This is a genomic window from Brevundimonas sp. DC300-4, assembly GCF_049897365.1.
Lineage (GTDB): Bacteria > Pseudomonadota > Alphaproteobacteria > Caulobacterales > Caulobacteraceae > Brevundimonas.
In genome coordinates this window covers 97,081-116,001 of record NZ_JAFCWC010000007.1, presented here as the reverse complement: position 1 = coordinate 116,001, position 18,921 = coordinate 97,081, and the positions used below count along the sequence as shown (strand labels likewise).

Below are 18,921 nucleotides of genomic sequence, written 5' to 3'. Positions count from 1 at the left end.
GTCGGGTTTCGAATTGTTTCCGCCGCCTTAACCTTGACCGTAACGCAAGACGCCCCGGGTTTCCCCGGGGCGTCTTGCGTTCGTGCGCCGGATCAGTTGGCCAGACGACGCAGGAACGACGGGATTTCAAGATCATCCTCGGCGGCCGCGATTTCGGCTTCCGGCAGAGGCTGAGCCGTCTGACGCATCTGGGGCTGGCCGCGCGATGCGGTCGCCGCCGGAGCGTAGGCGGTCTGGGCGCGCGGCTTCTTGCCGAACAGGCTCCAGCCGGACTTGCGATGATCGCGGTCGTCGTAGACCGGTTCGTCGTAGTCGGCGGGCTGTGGGGCCGCGGGGGCGCGGTCCATGTACAGGTCGCCCTGGTCAGCCTGGGCGGTGGCGGCGGGCTGACGGCCCTGGTCGGATTCGAAGGCCTCGACCCACGGATCGACGATCGGCGTCAGGGTGCGCTCTTCAGCGACGTGAATGACGGGCTCAGGCGCACGCGCGACGGGCTCGGGCATCTGGAAGGTCGGGACGACGGGCGCGGGCTCAGGCGCACGATAGGTTTCGGCGCGGACCGGCTCGCGGCGGACAGGCTCGCGCGCACGGGGCGCCTCGGCGACCGGAGCCGCATGACGCGGATCATGGAAGACGGTCTGGCGCGTAGTGGCCGGCTCGATCTTGGCGGTGGCGACTTCGTCCATGCCGGTGGCCACGACCGAGACGCGGATCTTGCCGTCCAGGGCCGGATCGAAGGCTGCGCCGAAGATGATGTTGGCGTCACCGTCCACCTCAGCCGAGATGGCGTTGGCGGCCTCGTCGACTTCCAGCAGGGTCATGTCGAGACCGCCGGTGATGTTGACCAGCACGGCCTTGGCGCCCTTCAGCGACGTCTCGTCCAGCAGCGGGTTGGCGATGGCGTTCTGGGCGGCCAGCAGGGCGCGGTCGTCGCCGGAGGCCTCTCCGGTGCCCATCATCGCCTTGCCCATCTCGGACATCACGGCGCGCACATCGGCGAAGTCAAGGTTGATCAGGCCCGGCAGGATCATCAGGTCGGTGATCGAACGGACGCCCGAGTGCAGCACCTGGTCGGCCATGGCGAAGGCGTCGGCGAAGGTCGTCCGCTCATTGGCGACGCGGAACAGGTTCTGGTTCGGAATGACGATCAGGGTGTCGACGTAGCGCTGCAACTCCGCGATGCCCGCCTCGGCCAGACGCATGCGGTGACGGCCTTCGAAGGTGAAAGGCTTGGTCACAACGCCGACGGTCAGGATGCCGCGATCGCGGGCGCATTTGGCGATGATCGGCGCCGCACCGGTTCCGGTGCCGCCACCCATGCCTGCGGTGATGAAGATCATGTGCGCGCCCTCGAGGTGCGCATGGATCTCGTCGGCGGACTCCTCGGCGGCGTTCATGCCGACTTCGGGATGGGCGCCGGCGCCCAGGCCTTGCGTGATGGTCTCACCCAACTGGATGCGGCGGTCGGTCTTGGCGAATGACAGATGCTGGGCATCGGTGTTGGCGACGACGAACTCGACCCCTTCGAGGCCGGCGTCGATCATGTTGTTGACCGCGTTGCCGCCTGCGCCGCCGACGCCGAAGACGACGATCCGGGGCTTCAGTTCCGTGGCCGAGGGCCGCACCAGCGAGAGAGACATATCCAAACCGACCTTTTTTCCGACCCTGCCCCTTGAACGTCCAGCGCGAAGTCCCCGCAGATCCGCATTGGTTATGAGCGCGTTAAGGATCGCTCACCGTCGTTAAGGGAAGGTTACCGGATAGCGTGAGTCGGACGACTGGCCAGCCCTGTCCCCAAGCGTGACGGCAAAAATCTGGTTTTCGGCCAAAAGAAAGGGCGACCCGAGGGCCGCCCTTTCCGTTTTGGTTCTGACCGAACCCCTTACCAGGGGCGGTAGTTCAGGCTGAGAGAGAAGCGACGGCCGTAGGGATCGAAGTTCGAGTAGAGGGTCGAACCCAACCAACGGGCCTGTTCGGCGTCGAAGGCGTTGGTGACGGCAGCGCGAACCGTCAGATCGTCACGAACCTTGTAGCTGGCCGAGAAGTCGTGGCGGGTGAAGTTGCCCGAGTCCAGGTAGGCGGGATCACGCGAGTCGGCGTTGGCAACGAAGTTGCGCGGCAGGACGATGTTCTGGGCGGTCTGCCAGTCCACGGTCCAGCCGAGCGTCAGGGACTCGATCGGACGATAGTTCAGCTGCGAGGTCATACGAACCCGCGGGAAGAACAGGGCGCCTTCCGAAGCCGTGAAGTCGGCCGGATTGTCGATGTTGTTGAAGTTCTTCTGTTCGATCAGCCAGGAGCCGTTCAGGGCGTAGTTGAACACACCCCAGTTGTGGCCGAGCATTTCGTCGGTGTCGAAGCGGTAGTTGGCCGTGAAGTCCAGACCGCGAACGGTGCGCTTGGCGTAGTTGATCGAGCTCTGAATGAAGTCGACCAGCAGGAAGCGATCGTCACGCGGCGTGACAGGATCGTTCACGCCCGTGCGGGTCAGGGTGGCGCAGGCGTTGTTGTTCAGGGTCGGGCCGCTGACGCAGTTGTTGGCGGCCGTGCCTGCCGAAACGGCGGCGATCACGTTGTCGATCTGGATCTCGTAGTAGTCGAGGACGATCGACAGGTTCGGCGCGAAGTTGGGCGTCAGAACGGTCGAGAAGGTGAAGGACTCCGACTCTTCCGGCTTCAGCAGCGGGTTGCCGCCGTTGCGGCCGGCAACGCTCGAACCATAGTCAGGACGGTAGGCGTTCGTGGCCGTCGGATCGACGAAGTTGAACGTCAGTCCGAACTGCGCCGCCAGGGTGGCGCAGTTGGCGACGCGGTTGTTGCGGATTGTCGTGTCCGTGACCGCCTGGATGTTCGCCGTGGCGCAGGGATCGGTGAACAGCAGGAAGGTCTGGGTGAACGGTGCGTAGGCTTCGCCCAGGCTCGGAGCGCGAACCGAGGTGTTCAGGCTGGTCTTGAACGCCAGTTCTTCGGTCGGACGATAGACCAGGTTGACGCCATAGACGTCGCTCTTGCCGAAGTTCGAGAAGTCCGACGTACGGTACGAACCCGACAGCTCGGCATAGTCGCCCAGCCAGCTGTCGCGGAACAGCGGGACCGACAGTTCGCCGAAGAACTCGTTGACGTCGTACTCGGCGGCCAGGAAGTCAGCACCACCGTTCAGTTGGGCGTAGGTCGTGCCCAGCGAGGCCGAACGACCGCCGCCTTCCGTCGATTCCTTACGATATTCGGCGCCGAGGGCGATGCCGATCGGGCCGGCGCCCCAGAAGTCCCACAGCTGTGCAGCGACCGACGCCAGGGCGTCGTGCTGCTCGTTCTTCTGGTCGAACTGCAGGCCGGCGTGGACGTAGTTGAGGGCGGCTTCCGACTGGTTGCCCAGACCGAAGACGTTGATCGGCACGCACTGGGCGACGTCCGGCGAGGCGGAGGTCAGTGTTCCACCGACGTTCGGGTTGCGGTTCGTTACCGTGCCGCCGCCTGCGGTCAGAGCCTGCACGCGGCAGACGATCTGGCCGGACGAGTTACGCACCGCATCCATGGCGTAGGAGAAGCGGGCGATGTCGAGGCCGTTCTCTTCGTTGTGGTTGTCCGCGCGGCCATAGGTATAGCCGATATCCCAGTCCACGTTCTTGAAGATCGAGATGTCACCGGCATTGCCGTTCAGACCCAGGACGTAGCGCTGCAGCTGACGTTCGTTGTGCTGCGGGCGATCCACCAGCCAGGCGCTGTAGCGAGCGAACGGAGCAGCGGCGGTGCCGATGACGGGGCCGGGCGCGTTAGCGGTAGCGGGACCATAGATGGTGACCCGGTTGGCCAGGATCGCATCGCGCAGATTGGTCGGCAGGAAGGCGTTGTCGGTCTGCGTGATATAGGCCGAGGTGCTCAGGATCTGCTGCGAGTTGGTGCGCGGCGTGAGGTCGCCGATATAGATGTCGCCGAACGAATAGCCGGTCGCCAGGTCGGTCGTTTCATCGACGTACTTGGCTTCGGCGTACAGGTTGATGTCGGGCGTGATGGCGAAGTTGGCGCCGACCTGGAAGCGGGCGCTTTCCGACTGCGGCAGGGTGGAGTCAACGTTGAAGATGGTGTTCGGGTTTTCGCCGTCGCCGCCGACATTGACCGTGCGGTTGGTGCCGGTCAGGGCGACCCAGTCGCCGAAGTTGGCGGTACGGGCGGTCGTGCCTTCAAACACATAGGTCCGGCCCGGAGCCACGCTGAAGCAGGAGCCGGTCGTGAAGTTCGCGGTGCTGTTGCAGCTCGCGAGCGGAACGTTGTTCGGGTTGTTCAGAGCGCTCGGCTGGTAGTTGTTGGCCAGGGTGACCTGACCCCAGCGCAGCAGCTGCAGGCCGCGACGGTCGCGGTACAGTTCGGCGTCGCGGATGCCGTCGTAAGGCGTTGCGGCCGGATCGGCGTCGCGACCGACCAGACCCCAGCCTTCAGCCAGCCAGTCAATGTCCCCGGACAGAACTTCGTCCAGCTTCTCGTACTCGCCGAAGGCGTAGACGTTCAGACGGTCGTCGAAGAGATTCTTGCCGGCCAGCACCGAGATGCGCTGTGCATCCTGGCCGCCGTCGTTGATCTGGGCCCAGCGGCCGTCGATTTCGAGACCCTCGAAGTCCTTGCGCAGAACGAAGTTCAGCACGCCGGAGACGGCGTCGGCGCCGTAGACCGACGAGGCGCCGCCCGTGACGATCTCAACCGACTCGATCAGCAGGCGGGGAATGGTGTCGACGTCGACAGCCAGCGAGCCCTGCGGCGAACCGACGTGGCGACGACCGTCAACCAGGGTCAGGGTCCGGCCGGCGCCGAGCGAGCGCAGGTTCGGCAGCGACAGGCCGCCCGCGTTCAGCGAGCCGACGGTGTCGGACGGAACCTGCGAGTTGGACAGCGCCGGGATGGTGGCCAGGTAGTCGATGACCGTGTTCTGACCGGTGGTCAGCAGAGTCTCGCGGTTCACCTGGATCAGCGGGGTCGGGGCGGTGGTCGGATCGCGACGGATACGCGACCCGGTGACGATGACTTCCTCAACCTGGACGGATTCTTCGTCCTGCGCCGGCTGGGTCGACTGAGCGAACGCCGGGGCGGACAGCGTCAGAACGCCCGCGAGGATGGTGGTTCCGAAGAGATACTTGCGTGTGGATAGCATGGTGCTTGGCCCCAATGACTGAATGACGCGCGGCAGACTTCTGCGAGTCTGACCGTTCAGGGGCGTTGCTAGTCAGAGAATTGCGCCACGGCAACCATTGGGGCGCGACTGCGGCAATCGGAACTCGGATTTGTTACACTTCAGACACACCAAGGACACAGAAGGTTTGAAGCCCGAATCTTCTACAGGTTGTCGCGTAACCAGCCGGCTGCCCGGGCTACGAGATTTCCGCCCTGAACACGCGGGGCGTCGGCAGCCGTAATCTGGCGCGACATCAGCTTTCTGGCGGAAACAGCCTCGCGAGGACCATAGGCGGCGCGCAACAGGACGCCGGCCGCCGAGCAGAAGGCCGGGCCCGCCGCCGAGTCCGCCAGGTGAGGCGCCCGCTGGGGACGGCCGAGCCTGACAGGGCGGTCGAAAACGCGAATAGCGAGCTCCCGCACACCGTTCAACTGACTGGCTCCGCCCGCAAGCACGAGACCCGCGCCCGGTTCAAGGCCGACGCCGGCGTTCCTCAGGCGGTCGCGCAGCAGTTCGAGGGTCTCTTCAACACGCGGCGCGATCACCGTCTTCAGCATGGCCCGGGGCACGATGACCGGACCAGACCCGGCGTCCTCGCCGCGCGGCGGGGCTTCGAGCATCTCGCGGTCCTCGTTGGCGCTGGCCATGGCCGAGCCGTGCAGGGTCTTCAGTCGCTCGGCGCCGGCCCTGGACGTCGACAGGCCGCGCGCAATGTCGGCCGTGACATGATCGCCGCCGACATTCAGTGATTCGATGTGCAGCAAGGACCTGCCGCCCCACACGGCAGCAGAGGTCGAACCGCCGCCCATGTCGATGCAGACGCAGCCGAGATCCATCTCGTCCTCTTCCAGCGAGGCGAGCGAGGAGACCACCGGCGCGGCGGCGACGCCCTGCAGGTCGAGGTGCGCCAGTTCCAGACAGTGACTCAAGGACGCGAAGGCCCCCTCCGCCATCGATACGACCAGCAGGTCAAGGCCCAGCGAATGCCCGCGCATGGCGCGCGGGTCGTGGACTCCGCGTGCGCCGTCCACCGACCAGGCGATGGGCAGGACGTGGATCGGCCTCCGGTTAGGCAGGCGTATCTGGGCCAGGGCCATGCCAATGGCCCTGGCCAGGTCGGCGTCGCTGACCGGGTTGGCGCCGAGAGAGACGCGGGCCTGTACCCGATGGCTGGCCATCTGGCCGATGGCCGTGGTGACGATAACGCCGGAGACCGGAGCGCCCGCGGTGCGCTCGGCGCGTTCGACGGCGTGACCGATGGCCTGCGCGGCCTCGTCCATGTTGACGATCGCCCCGCCGCGCACACCCTTCGACTGGACGTGGCTGGCTCCGGCGACGCGGATGGTCCGGTCGGCGTGACGCACGCCGTCCGGCTTCATGATGAAGCAGGCAACCTTGGACTGGCCCAGATCGAGCGCAGCGACCACGGGCGCGCGCGCGGCCGCACGGCCGTCGTTTCTGGCCGCTTCTGTCGTCGGATCCGCCTTCTTGCCCGCCATGATGCCTGCCGCCCTACTCGAAACTGTGTGTTGTTAGACGCCGGCGCCCGGCCGGACCGCGACCTGGCCCTCGGTTCGGAGGTCGATGCGGGAAAAGCCCAGCTCCAGCAGCCGCTCGCGTTGGTCCAGGGCGTCAAGCTGGATCAGGGCCGCCTCCTGTTTGACGGCCGGCAGCTGAATGATGCCGCCGTCCTTCAGTCGCAGGTCCCAGCGGCGCTCGTCGACTCGCACCAAGGCGTCGATCCGGCTCATCAGCCGGGGACGTTGCGTCAGCAGAGGCAGGATGTCGCCCGCCGCCTTGTCCGCTCCGACGCCGACGACCAGGGGCAAGCCCGGATAGCGTCCGGCGTCCGCGCCCGGAATGGCGCGGCCCTCTCCGTCGATGACGAAGACGCGCCCGCCGGCCTGCCACACGGCCAGGCGGTCATGTTCCTTGACCTCGACGATCAAGGTATCGGGCAACAGTCGTACCACGCGCGCCTCCTTGACCCAGCCGACGGCCTGGATGCTGGCCTGCAGCGCACCGAGATCCAGCCTGGTGATCGGCTGGCCTGCCTCGACGTTCAGCGCGCGTTGGATCGCGGGGGTCGCCTCGGCCGAGGCGCCGGTGATGTGCACCCGACGGAGCTTCAACCCCATGCCGGTGGTGATCTGGTCCATGCCGTGGGTGACCGACTGGCCGATGCGCTCGGCTCGGGCGCCGGTGGCCAGCACCAGGGCCAGAACGCCGAATCCCGCGCAGATGGAAAGAATAACGGCGCGCGGAGTCAGATCCAGCTTGCCCAGCGCAGCCATCTTGCCGGGAACGCCGCCGGCATTGCGAGGCGCGCCTCCACGCGAGCGCCCGCCCTGCCCTTTCGGACCGCCGCTTCGCTTGGGCGCAGGCGCGACATTCGCGCGCCGACCGCCGCGAACTACCGCGGGCATGAGGCGTCCTCCACCATCCACCGGACCAGATCTTGATAACTCATCCCGACGTAGGCGGCCTGCTCCGGAACCAGAGAGGTCGGCGTCATGCCGGGCTGGGTATTGACCTCCAGAAGGACCAGTTCGTCCTTAACATCGTCATAACGGAAGTCGGTCCGCGACACGCCCCGACACCCCAGTGCGGCATGCGCCTGCTCGGATTCCCGAAGCGCGGCCTCGAAAACATTAGCGGGGAGATCGGCTGGAAGCTTGTGGACGGATCCGCCAGGCGCGTATTTGGCCTCGTAGTCGTAGAAGCCTTTCACCGGGGTGATGTCGGTGACGGTCAGCGCGCGCGGGCCGGTCGCCTCGCCGATCACGGCGACGGCCAGTTCCTTGCCCGGAATGTAGGGCTCGACCATCACCATCTCGCCATAGGTCCAGTCGTCGGCCCCGACCTCGGTCTGCGGGCCGTTGGCCCCCGCGAGCACCAGATAGACGCCGACCGACGACCCCTCGGCATTGGGCTTGATGATGTAAGGCGGCTCGATCACGTGGCGACGCGCCACCTCGCGCCGGTCGAACAGCCCGCCGCCCGGCACCTTGACCCCTGCCGCGCCCAGCACGGCCTTGGTCTTGTCCTTGTCCATCGTCAGGGCCGAGGCCAGGACGCCGGAGTGGCTGTAGGGGATCTGCAGCGTCTCGAGGATGCCCTGGACGCAGCCGTCCTCGCCCCATTCGCCATGCAGCGCATTCAGGACGACGTCGGGCTTCAGCTCGGCCAGCACCTGGGCCAGGTCGCGGCCGGCGTCGATGCGGGTGACGCGGGCCGCCTGCCCTTCCAGGGCCTTGGCGCACTGCTCGCCCGAGGACAGCGACACGTCCCGTTCGGAGGACAGTCCGCCCATCAGGACGGCGACGTGCAGCTCTGACAAGGGACGGTTCATCTGGGTTCTGGGAGCGTTCTGCGGTTACAGGGGTCGGCCGACCCTCTTGATCTCCCATTCGAGGTTTACGCCGAGTTTACTTTGAACGTCGGCGCGGACAGTTTCCCCCAATCCCTCGATGTCGGCGGCGGTCGCCTCACCCGGGTTGATCATGAAATTGGAGTGCAGCTCGCTGAACTTCGCGCCCCCACCGGTGACGGCGTGCAGCTTTCCGCGCCAGCCCGCCTCGTCGACCAATTTCCACGACGAATGGCCGGGCGGGTTCTTGAAGGTCGAGCCGCCGGTCTTTTCCCGGATCGGCTGGGTCTGTTCGCGGCGAGACGTGATCTCGGCGATGCGGGCGGCGACCGCCTCGGGCGCGTCCGGCGTGCCGCGATAGACCGCCTCGATCCAGATGATGTCGGCGGGCGCCTCGGAGTGGCGGTAGGTGTAGCCGAAGTCGGTCAGCGCGTAGTCGATCCGCTCTCCGGTCCGCGTCAGGCCCCAGGCGGAGACGAGGATGTCCTTCGTTTCCGAGCCATAGCAGCCGGCGTTCATGGTCAGGGCGCCGCCGACGGTCCCCGGTATTCCGGCATAGAACTCCAGACCGGCGAGCCCGGCCCTGGCCGAAGCCTTGGCGACCATGGCGTCCAGCGCGCCGGCGCCGGCCGTGATCGTGTCGCCCCCGGCGGTGATCCCGGCGAAGGGCCGACCGGCCAGACGAATGACCACGCCCTCGATCCCGCCGTCCCTGACGATGACGTTGGAGCCGACGCCGAGCACCATGACAGGCACGGCGGGGTCGATGGCCTTCAGGAATGCGGCCAGATCGTCGGCCTCAGCCGGGATGAACAGTGCATCCGCCGACCCGCCGACCCGGAACCAGGTGAACGGCCCAAGCGGTTCGTCTCGCAGGAGTTTGCCGCGCACGGAGGGGAGAGCGTCACGCCAGCTCATGCCAACGCTTCCAGTTGCGCCGGCAAAGCATAGGCCCAGGCGGTGATGTCGCCCGCGCCCAGCAGGACGACCACGTCCCCCGCCTTCGCTTCCTCGGCGATCACGCGTGGCAGGACGGCGGCGTTTTCCAGCGCCGATACGCGCAGGTGGCCGTAGCGGCGGATGCCGTCCACCAACGCCTGTTTGTCCACGCCCTCGATCGGGGCCTCGCCCGCGGCATAGACGTCGGCAACGATGACGCTGTCGGCGTCCGAGAAACTGGTCGAGAACTCGTCCATCAGGTCACGCAGCCGGGTGAACCGGTGCGGCTGGACCACGGCGATGACCCGCCCCTCCCCGACCTGACGCGCGGCCTTCAGCACGGCCGCGATCTCGACCGGATGGTGCCCGTAGTCGTCGACGATCCGCACGCCGCCCACCACGCCCGTTGTCGTGAACCGCCGCTTGACCCCCGCGAACGCCGCCAGACCTGACCGGATCGCGTCATCCGAGACGTCCAGCTCCCGCGCCACGGCGATGGCGGCCAGGGCATTGGCGACATTGTGCCAGCCGGCCATCGGCAGGTGCAGGCCGGTAATCCGCACCGGCTCCTCCAGCGCGGCCTGGCCACGTCCCTGGATCAGGACGTCGAACCGGCAGCCGTCCGGGCTCATCTGGCAGTTGTCGGCGCGGACCATGGCCTGGGGGTTCATGCCATAGGTCACGATCCGGCGGTTATCGATCTGGGCGACCAGCCGCTGGACCTCGGGGTGGTCGAGACAGACGGCAGCGAAGCCGTAGAAGGGGATGTTCTCGACGAAGTCGCAGAACGCCTTCCGCACCGCGTCGAAGTCGCCGTAGTGGTCCAGGTGCTCCGGGTCGATGTTGGTGACGATGGCCACCGTGGATTTCAGGCGGAGGAAGCTGCCGTCCGACTCGTCCGCCTCGACCACGATCCAGTCGCCGTCACCGACCTTGGCGTTGGTGCCATAGGCGTTGATGATCCCGCCGTTGACCACCGTCGGGTCCAGCCCGGCCGCGTCCAGCAGGGCCGCAACCATGGAGGTCGTCGTCGTCTTGCCGTGGGTGCCGCCCACCGCGATCGAGAACTGCAGCCGCATCAGCTCGGCCAGCATCTCGGCCCGGCGGACCAGGGGGATGCGACGCTCGCGCGCGGTCATCATCTCCGGATTGGTCGCCTTGACCGCCGTCGAATAGACGACTGCCGAGACGCCCTCGCCGACATGGGCGGCGTCATGGCCGATGAAAATCTTCGCGCCCAGGGCCGCCAGCCGCTCCGTGTTGGCCGAAGACCTGGCGTCCGAGCCCTGCACCGAATAGCCGATCTTGAGCATGATCTCGGCGATGCCGCTCATGCCGATCCCGCCGATGCCTACGAAATGCACAGGGCCGAGGTCGAAGGGTATGGGGCGAAGGCGAGCGATCATGGAAGCGTCATAGCCATGCCGATTTCGATTTGCACGAGCCTTGCCCCACTTCCGCTCTCGACGTGGGCGATCTCTGTCGGGATAAACGAACAACGACCAGAGACCAGACGGACCCGGACCATGCGCATCGCCGCCCTTGCCGCCGCCCTTGCCGCTACCCTGACGGCCGCCGGCCTTTCTCCGGCCCGTGCCCAGGACGCCCTCGATGCGACCGGCGAACTTCGCATTGCCGCTGTGGGCCAGACACGCGTCGTCATGGTGCAGGGCGTCAGCGCCGACCCCTTCGTCTGGGAATGGAGTTTCCTCGACGAGGAAGTGACCTCCGACGAGGGCATGATCGACGCGGTGGCGATGAGCGTCATGTATGACTGCGCCGCCCGCACCCGCCGCCCCCTGGTGCTTGAGGCCTATCGCGACGGGGCCTTCGTTTCCCAGAGCCCCGTCTATGAGGAGCCGGCGCCGGTCGCCCCGGGCACTCTGGTCGACGGCGCCCTCGAGGTCGTGTGCGAACCAGACGCCAACTCCGACGGCGCCGCCTTCCCGAACATGGCCGCGGCCCGCGCGGCGATGGACGTGCGAAAAGGCCCGGTGGTTACCCCACCTTAACCGTGATGATTCACGGTTCGGCCCTCAAGCTGTGTGGGGCCGTGTTTCGTGACCGATCTGAAGACCGACATCATCCACCGGGGCGACTGCATCGAAATCCTGCGGTCCCTGCCCGACAAGTCCGTCGACATGGTCTTCGCCGACCCGCCCTATAATCTGCAGCTGGGCGGCGACCTGCTGCGACCCGACAACTCCAAGGTCGATGCGGTCGATGACGACTGGGACAAGTTCGACAGCTTCGCCGCCTACGACGCCTTCTGCCGTGACTGGCTGAAGGAATGCCGCCGCGTCCTCAAGGACGAGGGCTCGATCTGGGTGATCGGCAGCTATCACAATGTCTTCCGCCTGGGCTCGGCGATCCAGGACCTCGGGTTCTGGGTGCTGAACGACATCATCTGGCGCAAGACCAACCCGATGCCAAACTTCAAGGGGACGCGTTTCACCAACGCCCACGAAACCCTGATCTGGGCCGCCAAGAGCCGTGAGCAGAAGCGCTATACCTTCAACTACGATGCGCTGAAGGCCTTCAACGAAGACACCCAGATGCGCTCGGACTGGACCTTTGCGCTCTGCACCGGCGAGGAGCGGATCAAGGGCGAGGACGGCAAGAAGGCGCATCCGACCCAGAAGCCCGAGGCCCTGTTGCACCGGGTGATCCTGGCCGCGACCCGGCCCGGCGACGTGATCCTGGACCCCTTCTTCGGCACGGGAACCACCGGCGCGGCCGCCAAGCGGCTGGGCCGTCACTACATCGGCATCGAACGCGATGCCGAATACGCCAAAGTCGCCGAGACGCGGATCAAGGCGGTCATCCCGGCCCGGCCGGAGGACCTCGTGGTCACGGGCTCCAAACGCGCCGAGGTCAAGGTTCCGTTCGGCGCCCTGGTCGAGGCCGGGCTGCTGTCGCCGGGCGATGTCCTCTACTGTCCAAAGGGCGAGCGCGAGGCTCGCGTCCGCGCTGACGGGTCTCTGGTGTCGGGCGCCATGACAGGCTCGATCCACAAGCTGGGGGCCCTGTTCGAGAATGCCCCGGCCTGCAACGGCTGGACCTATTGGCGCTTCCGCACCGATACGGGTCTGCGCTCCATCGACGCCCTGCGCGCCGAGGTCAGGGCTGGGATGCAATAGTCTCGACCAGGTCCTTCATCTGCTTGAGGCGGACCGCAGAAGTGTCGGGAAGCGAACCTTTGGTCCGCGCTAACGCGCCGCAATCATTGCTGAAATTCTCCGTTCCTCAGGGAACTGCGCCGTTGCGAAATCATTGATGTCTACGGCCCGGCTGAGCGGGTCGGAGCAAGCCATCATGAAGATCGCCCAGGTCACTCCGCTGTACGAAGCCGTCCCTCCCAAGCTGTACGGAGGCACCGAACGGGTCGTCGCCCACCTGACAGACGCCCTGGTCGATCTGGGCCATGAGGTGACCCTGTTCGCATCGGCAGAGGCGCAGACCCGGGCCAGCCTGGTGCCTGTCCGGGACCAGGCGATCCGGCTGGATCCGGCGCCGCTCAAGTCGGATCTGGCCTCGCACATGAGCATGCTGGCGGAGGTCCTGCGCCGCGCTGACGACTTCGATGTCATCCACTTCCACACTGACATGATCCATTTCCCGTTCTTCGAGCGGATCGCGAACAAGACCCTGACCACCCTGCACGGACGGCTCGACATGAAGGACCTGCCGGAGGTCTATGAGCACTGGCCGCAGTTCGGTCTGGTCTCGATCTCGAACGATCAGCGGCGCCCCCTGGCCTTCGCCAACTGGAAGGCCACCGTTCACCACGGGATGCCGGCGGAGCAGTATGTCTTCTCGCCGAAGTCGAGGGGCTACCTCGCCTTCCTTGGTCGAATCTCGCCCGAGAAGCGTCCCGACCGGGCGATCGAGATCGCCACCAAGCTGGGCAAGCGGCTGAAGATGGCGGCCAAGGTCGATGCGGCGGATCGGGTCTACTACGAGACCAGGATCAAACCGATGATCGACGGCAACCCGTTGATCGAGTTCATCGGCGAGATCGGCGATCACCAGAAGTCGGAGTTCCTGGGCGGCGCCGAGGCCCTGCTGTTCCCGATCGACTGGCCCGAGCCCTTCGGCCTGGTGATGATCGAGGCGATGGCCTGTGGGACGCCGGTCGTCGCCTTCCGCTGCGGCTCGACCACCGAGGTCATCGAGGACGGCGCGACCGGTTTCCTGGTCGACACCCTGGAGCAGGCCGTGGCCGCCGCCGATCGCGCCCCCATGCTCGACCGCGAGGCCGTCAGGGCCTGTTTCGAGCTGCGGTTCTCGGCTGCGGCGATGGCCCGGCGCTATCTCGATGTCTACGGCGACCTGCTGGCGAAGAAGCCTTACGCCGAAGCGATCCTGGACGATGTGGTGGTTCCGCTGCACGAAGACCGGAGCTTTGCGGTTTCCGCCTGAACCTAACCTCGCCTCGGCCATTGTCCTTTCGCATTGGCACGCCAGGCTGGTGACAGGCGGGGGCGCCAGCGAGGTTCCATGGACGACGGCTATTCGGTTCAGCAGACGGCCGCAGAAAGCGCGGAGAGCGGCGGCCTGGATACTCTGCAGGCGCTGAAGGACGGCGACACCTTCCTGGTGGCGGACAACTGGGGAGACCTGAAGGGCGGGGCCGACGGCCTGTTCGACCGCGACACCCGGATCCTGTCACGGTTCGTGATGACCGTGGGGCTGGCGAGGCCATCGCGGCTGAGTTCGGGCGTGTCGCGGGACAACGTGTTCTTCACGGCCCACACGACCAACAGACCCCTGCCGCCAATGGGTGGTCGGTCGGCGCCGGCGGGGGTGCTGCATATCGAGCGGCGTCGGTTTGTATGGGACCGGCGGCTGTTCGAGCGGGTCCGGATGGTGAACCATGGGATCGAGGACGTCCTGTTACCGCTGGCTTTCGAGTTCGGCGCCGATTTCGCCGATATCTTCCAGGTGCGAGGCACCCTGCGCAAAAAGCGCGGGGCAGGCGAGGTTCCGACCACCGACGGACGTCGTGTCACCTTCCGCTATACCGGGCTCGACGCGGTGGTGCGGACGAGTTGCCTGGCGTTTTCCGAACCGCCCGCCCGACTGAACGGCTCGCGAGCCGAGTTCATGTTCAGCCTGCCGATGGGCAAGGAATTGGATCTCTATATCGAGTGCGGGCCCGAGATGTGCCTGACGCCGGACGCCCAGCGCTGGCGTGAGAACGCGGTGCAGGCGCGGCTGGCGATGCGGCGCCGGCGCCGTCGGGGAGCCTCGCTGAGGGGGCCACGAAGCCCGCGCTTCAACGCCTGGCTGGACCAGTCGCGATCCGACATCGCCCTGCTAACCACCGACCTGCCGACAGGGCCGTATCCCTATGCAGGGACGCCGTGGTTCTCGACGCCGTTCGGGCGTGACGGAATCATCTCGGCCTGGCAGATGCTGTGGCTCGATCCGTCGCTGGCCAAGGGGGTGCTGACCTATCTGGCTGCCCGACAGGCGACCGAGGTCTCACCCTTCCAGGACAGCCAGCCCGGCAAGATCATGCACGAGACCCGGGGCGGCGAGATGAGCGCGCTCGGGGAGGTGCCCTTCGGCCTCTATTACGGCGGGGTAGACACCACCTGTCTGTTCGTCGCCCTGGCCGGGGCCTGGTTCCGCCGGACCGGCGATCTGGAGACGATCCGGGCGCTGTGGCCCAATCTGGTCGCCGCGACGGAGTGGATGCGGGACTATGGCGACAGCAATGGCGACGGGCTGATCGACTACGCCAGGGCGGCCGAAACGGGCCTGTCAAACCAGGGCTGGAAAGATTCCGAGGACTCCATCTTCCATTCCGACGGCCGGTTCCCGAAGGGGCCGATCGCCCTTCTGGAGGTCCAAGGCTACGCCTTCGCGGCCTGGCGGGCGATGGCCGATCTGGGCGCACTGCTGGGCGACGCCCGGGCCCCGGCCTGGAACCAGCAGGCCGAGGAGGTTCGGCTGCTGGTCGAGGACCGGTTCTGGATGGAGGATGAACAGTTCTACGCCATCGCGTTGGACGGCGACGGGAACCCCTGCGAGGCCATCGGGTCGAACGCCGGCCATCTGATGTTCACCGGCCTGCCGTCTGCGGCGCGGGCCGCAGCGGTGACGAAGCGGCTGCTGGGCGCGGAGTTCCGCTCCGGCTGGGGCCTGCGGACGCTGGCGAAGGGGCAGGCCCGGTTCAATCCGATGAGCTATCACAACGGCTCAGTCTGGCCGCACGACACCTCGCTGGGGGTCGCCGGCATGGCCCGCTACGGCGAGAGGGACGCGGTCGGGATGATCCTGGGCGAGATCTATGCCGCCGCCAGCCATTTCCAGATGCGCCTGCCGGAGCTGTTCTGCGGCTTCGAGCGGGAGCCGGGCGAGGGACCGATCGCCTATCCGGTCGCCTGTCTGCCCCAGGCCTGGGCGGCAGGGTCGGTATTCCTGATGCTGCAGGCTTCGCTGGGGGTGTCGATTGACGCCCTGACGAAGACCGTGACCATAGACGCCCCCACACTGCCCGCCGGGATCGAGCGGCTGACCGTCAGCCGGCTCCAGGTCGGCGACGCCGTCCTCGACCTGGCCTTCGAGCGGCTGGGTGACCAGGTGGTGGTCATGCCGAGGAATCGCGTCGGCGAGGTCAGGATCGTGACGACACGGTAGGCCGCCCTCCGTGCAACCGGGGAAGGCGGCAGAGCCAGATCACCGATGGAGACGGCCGGGATTGCGCAAAGGTTTGTGGGCCTTAGCAGCGAGTCTTCCATCTGGACCCCGGCCTTCGCCGGGGTGCACGGAGGTGGGTTGCATTGCCAGAGCCCGTTCCAGCGCCTTGCGGAACACCGTCGGCAAGGCCGCCAGCGCCTCGGCTTCCGGCGTCCAGAGGAAGTCACCCTGCCCCGTCGCGACGCGTACGGCCAGCGTCAGGGAGAAGTGGGTGAAGACGTGTTCGACGGCGCCCGCGTCGGTCCAGTCGGCGGCGACCGGCGGGAGGGCATCCGGCGTGCCTTCGAGCCAGTCGCTGGTCGGGAGGCCGGCCATGCCGCCGAGCAGACCCTTGTCCGGGCGGCGGACGAGGGCGATGCGACCCCCGTCGTCGCGGAGGACCCAGGCGACGCCGCGCCGGTGCGGGCGGGCGGCCTTCTTCGTCCTGACCGGATAGCGTTCGGGCTCTCCGGTCGCGCGGCCAGCGCAGAACCCTGAGATCGGGCACATCAGGCAGAGTGGGGATTTCGGACGGCAGACGGTGGAGCCGAGGTCCATCAGGGCCTGGGCCCAATCCCCGTGTCTGGCTCCCGGGCGATCATCGGCGACGAGGGTCGCGGCCAGACGTTTCAGCTCTGGCCGGGCGGCGGGGACGGGCGTCTCGACGGCGAACAGGCGGGCGACGACGCGCTCGACGTTGCCGTCCACGACATTGGCCGACCGGTCGAAGGCGATCGCGGCGACGGCGGCGGCGGTATAGGCGCCGACCCCCGGCAACGCCAGAAGCGCGACCTCTGTGTCGGGGAAGACGCCGCCGTGATCGTTAGCCACGGCGCGGGCGCAGGCCAGCAGGTTGCGGGCGCGGGCGTAGTAGCCGAGCCCCGCCCAGGCGGCCATCAGGTCACTGTCGGGAGCGGCGGCGAGGTCTCCGACGGTCGGCCAGCGCGCGGTGAACCGCTCGAAATAGGGGGCGGCATGGGGGACGGTGGTCTGCTGCAGCATCACCTCGGACAGCCAGACGCGGTAGGGGTCGGTCCGTTCGGCCGCGCCCGGGGGGCTGCGCCACTGCAGGGTGCGCGCATGGGCGTCGTACCAGGCCAGCAGGGCGGCGCGCAGGGTGGCGATGTCGGCGGGAGGCATGGGTGATCCCATAGCCTCTCCCTCCCCGTTCGGGGAGGGTGGTCGGAGCGTAGCGGAGACCGGGTGGGGGCGGCCGCGCGATGCGGACACCGCTCTGAGTGGCTTGCCTTGCCGCCCCCACCCGGTCGCTGCGCGACCTGCACTCCCCCGAGGGGGAGGGAGAAGTCGGCGCGAATATCGGTTAGGGTGCGGTCATGGCGCGCGATCTGCCCACAGACGCTGAGACCCGCGAGATCCTGTCGCGGCGACGGACCCGGCCCATGCCGCGCCCGACGCCTCCGGCCGGTCGGGCCCTGGCGCCGCTGATCCGCGAACTGGACGAGAAGTTCGGGCGCGGCGCGGGGGCGCTGGAGCCGCGCTGGCGCGAGATCGTCGGCGACCAGCTCGCCCGCGTCACCCGGCCGCAGAAACTGACCAAGGGCCGGGCCGGAACCGGCGGGACGCTGGAGCTGCGCGTCGCGGGCCCGGCGGCACTGCTGGTCCAGCACCAGTCGGCCGACATCCTGGCGCGGGTGAACCTGTTCCTCGGTCCCGGCGCGGTGGACAAGCTGCGCATCGCCCAGGGGCCGGTGAAGCCCCTGCCCCAGATCGCCGCCTCGACGCGCGGCGCGCGGCGGCGGATCGATCCGCTGGATGCAGCGGCGGAGGCTGAACTGACGAAGTCGGTCGCAGCCGCACCGGACGGGCTGAAGGCGGCGCTGGCGAACCTGGGGCGGGCCGTGCTTTCGGATGAGGCCAAGGGGCGGCGGCGATAAGCGCATTTCGCGTGTCCGTCTCGCTGCGCTGCGCCTGGAATGACGAAAGGAAGAGGGATCCGTCAACGATGCGTCGTTTAGCCCGCCGCCTCCAGTCAGATTCCGAGGGCTGGCCCTTGACCTTTTTCCGCCGCACCTGTTCTCGACAACCATGGAATTCGCGCAGCCGTCGGGGAATCGCGCGATCATCCAGAGTCTGAGTTCTTAAGGAAGACGCCATGCGCGCCAGCGGCCCGTTCAAATACGCCTCCATGAGCCGCCGCGCGGCCGTGACAGGAACCGCCCTGGCGGCCATGGCCATGCTGGCCGCCTGCTCCGGTGCCCAGACCGGCGCCCCGGCTGAGGGCGACATGGCGCTGGGGGCCCCTGAAGGAGCCAAGGTCACCGTGGTCGAATACGCCTCGGTCACCTGCAGCCACTGCGCCGCCTGGCAGGCGCAGGTCTATCCGGAGTTCAAGACCAAATACGTCGACACCAACCAGGTCCGATATGTCTTCCGCGAATTCCCGACCGCGCCTGAATCCGTGGCCGTCGCCGGCTTCCTGATCGCGCGCTGCGCCGGGCCGGACAAATATTTCCCGGTGATCCACGAGATCATGGCCAGCCAGGCCGAGATCTTCGGCGGCGTGCCGCCCCGCTCCGTCCTGCTGCGCATCGCCAACGGCGCGGGCCTGTCGGAAGAGCAGTTCCAGGCCTGCGTCACCGACGCCGATGCGATCAAGGCCATGGACACCCGCATCAAGTCGGCGCTCGACGCCGGCGTGACCGGCACCCCCTATTTCATGGTCAATGGCGAACATGTCGCCGACAGCTCGCTGAGCGGGCTGTCGGAAAAGATCGACGCCGCCATAGCTGCGAGCTGATCC

The 18,921-nt window shown here is 67.2% G+C and carries 14 protein-coding genes; 6 read left to right on the top strand and 8 right to left on the bottom strand.

The annotated features are described in order from the left end of the window. Window positions 1-92: 92 nt before the first annotated feature. The 7 genes from ftsZ to murC form a co-directional block, all read right to left on the bottom strand. Window positions 93-1,640 carry a cell division protein FtsZ gene (gene ftsZ, locus ACP7AZ_RS12500; RefSeq protein WP_426038992.1) on the bottom strand — a complete coding sequence of 516 codons (1,548 nt, stop codon included), beginning with the start codon at window positions 1,638-1,640 and terminating at the stop codon, window positions 93-95. 242 nt (window positions 1,641-1,882) lie between these two features. Next, window positions 1,883-5,143 carry a TonB-dependent receptor domain-containing protein gene (locus tag ACP7AZ_RS12495; RefSeq protein WP_426038966.1) on the bottom strand — a complete coding sequence of 1,087 codons (3,261 nt, stop codon included), beginning with the start codon at window positions 5,141-5,143 and terminating at the stop codon, window positions 1,883-1,885. Between the two features lie 182 nt (window positions 5,144-5,325). Next, window positions 5,326-6,663, bottom strand: a complete 1,338-nt coding sequence (gene ftsA / locus ACP7AZ_RS12490) for a cell division protein FtsA (RefSeq protein ID WP_303696296.1) — start codon at window positions 6,661-6,663, stop codon at window positions 5,326-5,328. 33 nt (window positions 6,664-6,696) lie between these two features. Next, window positions 6,697-7,590 carry a cell division protein FtsQ/DivIB gene (locus tag ACP7AZ_RS12485; protein WP_426038965.1) on the bottom strand — a complete coding sequence of 298 codons (894 nt, stop codon included), beginning with the start codon at window positions 7,588-7,590 and terminating at the stop codon, window positions 6,697-6,699. After that, entirely contained in the window at window positions 7,578-8,516 is a 939-nt protein-coding gene (locus ACP7AZ_RS12480) for a D-alanine--D-alanine ligase (protein WP_426038964.1), read from the bottom strand. The genes ACP7AZ_RS12485 and ACP7AZ_RS12480 overlap by 13 nt, the downstream gene beginning before the upstream one ends. 24 nt (window positions 8,517-8,540) lie before the next feature. Continuing rightward, entirely contained in the window at window positions 8,541-9,452 is a 912-nt protein-coding gene (gene murB, locus ACP7AZ_RS12475; RefSeq protein ID WP_426038963.1) for a UDP-N-acetylmuramate dehydrogenase, read from the bottom strand. Next, window positions 9,449-10,879, bottom strand: a complete 1,431-nt coding sequence (gene murC / locus ACP7AZ_RS12470; protein WP_426038962.1) for a UDP-N-acetylmuramate--L-alanine ligase — start codon at window positions 10,877-10,879, stop codon at window positions 9,449-9,451. Before murC ends, murB begins: the two co-directional genes overlap by 4 nt. A 120-nt stretch (window positions 10,880-10,999) precedes the next feature. Here murC and ACP7AZ_RS12465 point away from each other — a divergent pair, with 120 nt between their 5' ends. The 4 genes from ACP7AZ_RS12465 to ACP7AZ_RS12450 all read left to right on the top strand — a co-directional run bounded on the left by ACP7AZ_RS12465 (window position 11,000) and on the right by ACP7AZ_RS12450 (window position 16,121). After that, on the top strand, window positions 11,000-11,485 hold the full coding sequence (locus ACP7AZ_RS12465) for a hypothetical protein (RefSeq protein ID WP_426038961.1): 486 nt from the start codon (window positions 11,000-11,002) through the stop codon (window positions 11,483-11,485). A 48-nt stretch (window positions 11,486-11,533) separates the two neighbouring features. After that, on the top strand, window positions 11,534-12,613 hold the full coding sequence (locus ACP7AZ_RS12460; protein WP_426038960.1) for a site-specific DNA-methyltransferase: 1,080 nt from the start codon (window positions 11,534-11,536) through the stop codon (window positions 12,611-12,613). A gap of 175 nt (window positions 12,614-12,788) precedes the next feature. Then, window positions 12,789-13,895, top strand: coding sequence for a glycosyltransferase family 4 protein (locus ACP7AZ_RS12455; protein ID WP_426038959.1), 1,107 nt, complete (start codon window positions 12,789-12,791; stop codon window positions 13,893-13,895). Window positions 13,896-13,973: 78 nt separating this feature from the next. After that, on the top strand, window positions 13,974-16,121 hold the full coding sequence (locus ACP7AZ_RS12450; protein ID WP_426038958.1) for a glycogen debranching N-terminal domain-containing protein: 2,148 nt from the start codon (window positions 13,974-13,976) through the stop codon (window positions 16,119-16,121). Window positions 16,122-16,160: 39 nt separating this feature from the next. Here ACP7AZ_RS12450 and ACP7AZ_RS12445 read toward each other — a convergent pair whose 3' ends face one another. Further along, window positions 16,161-17,300, bottom strand: coding sequence for an A/G-specific adenine glycosylase (locus ACP7AZ_RS12445; RefSeq protein ID WP_426038957.1), 1,140 nt, complete (start codon window positions 17,298-17,300; stop codon window positions 16,161-16,163). A 194-nt stretch (window positions 17,301-17,494) separates the two neighbouring features. Between ACP7AZ_RS12445 and ACP7AZ_RS12440 the strand changes: the two genes are divergently transcribed. Together ACP7AZ_RS12440 and ACP7AZ_RS12435 are read left to right on the top strand one after the other, a co-directional pair. After that, window positions 17,495-18,055: a DUF721 domain-containing protein gene (locus ACP7AZ_RS12440; RefSeq protein ID WP_426038956.1), complete on the top strand. Its 561-nt coding sequence runs from the start codon at window positions 17,495-17,497 to the stop codon at window positions 18,053-18,055. A gap of 218 nt (window positions 18,056-18,273) precedes the next feature. Then, window positions 18,274-18,918: a DsbA family protein gene (locus ACP7AZ_RS12435; protein ID WP_426038955.1), complete on the top strand. Its 645-nt coding sequence runs from the start codon at window positions 18,274-18,276 to the stop codon at window positions 18,916-18,918. Window positions 18,919-18,921: the final 3 nt, after the last annotated feature.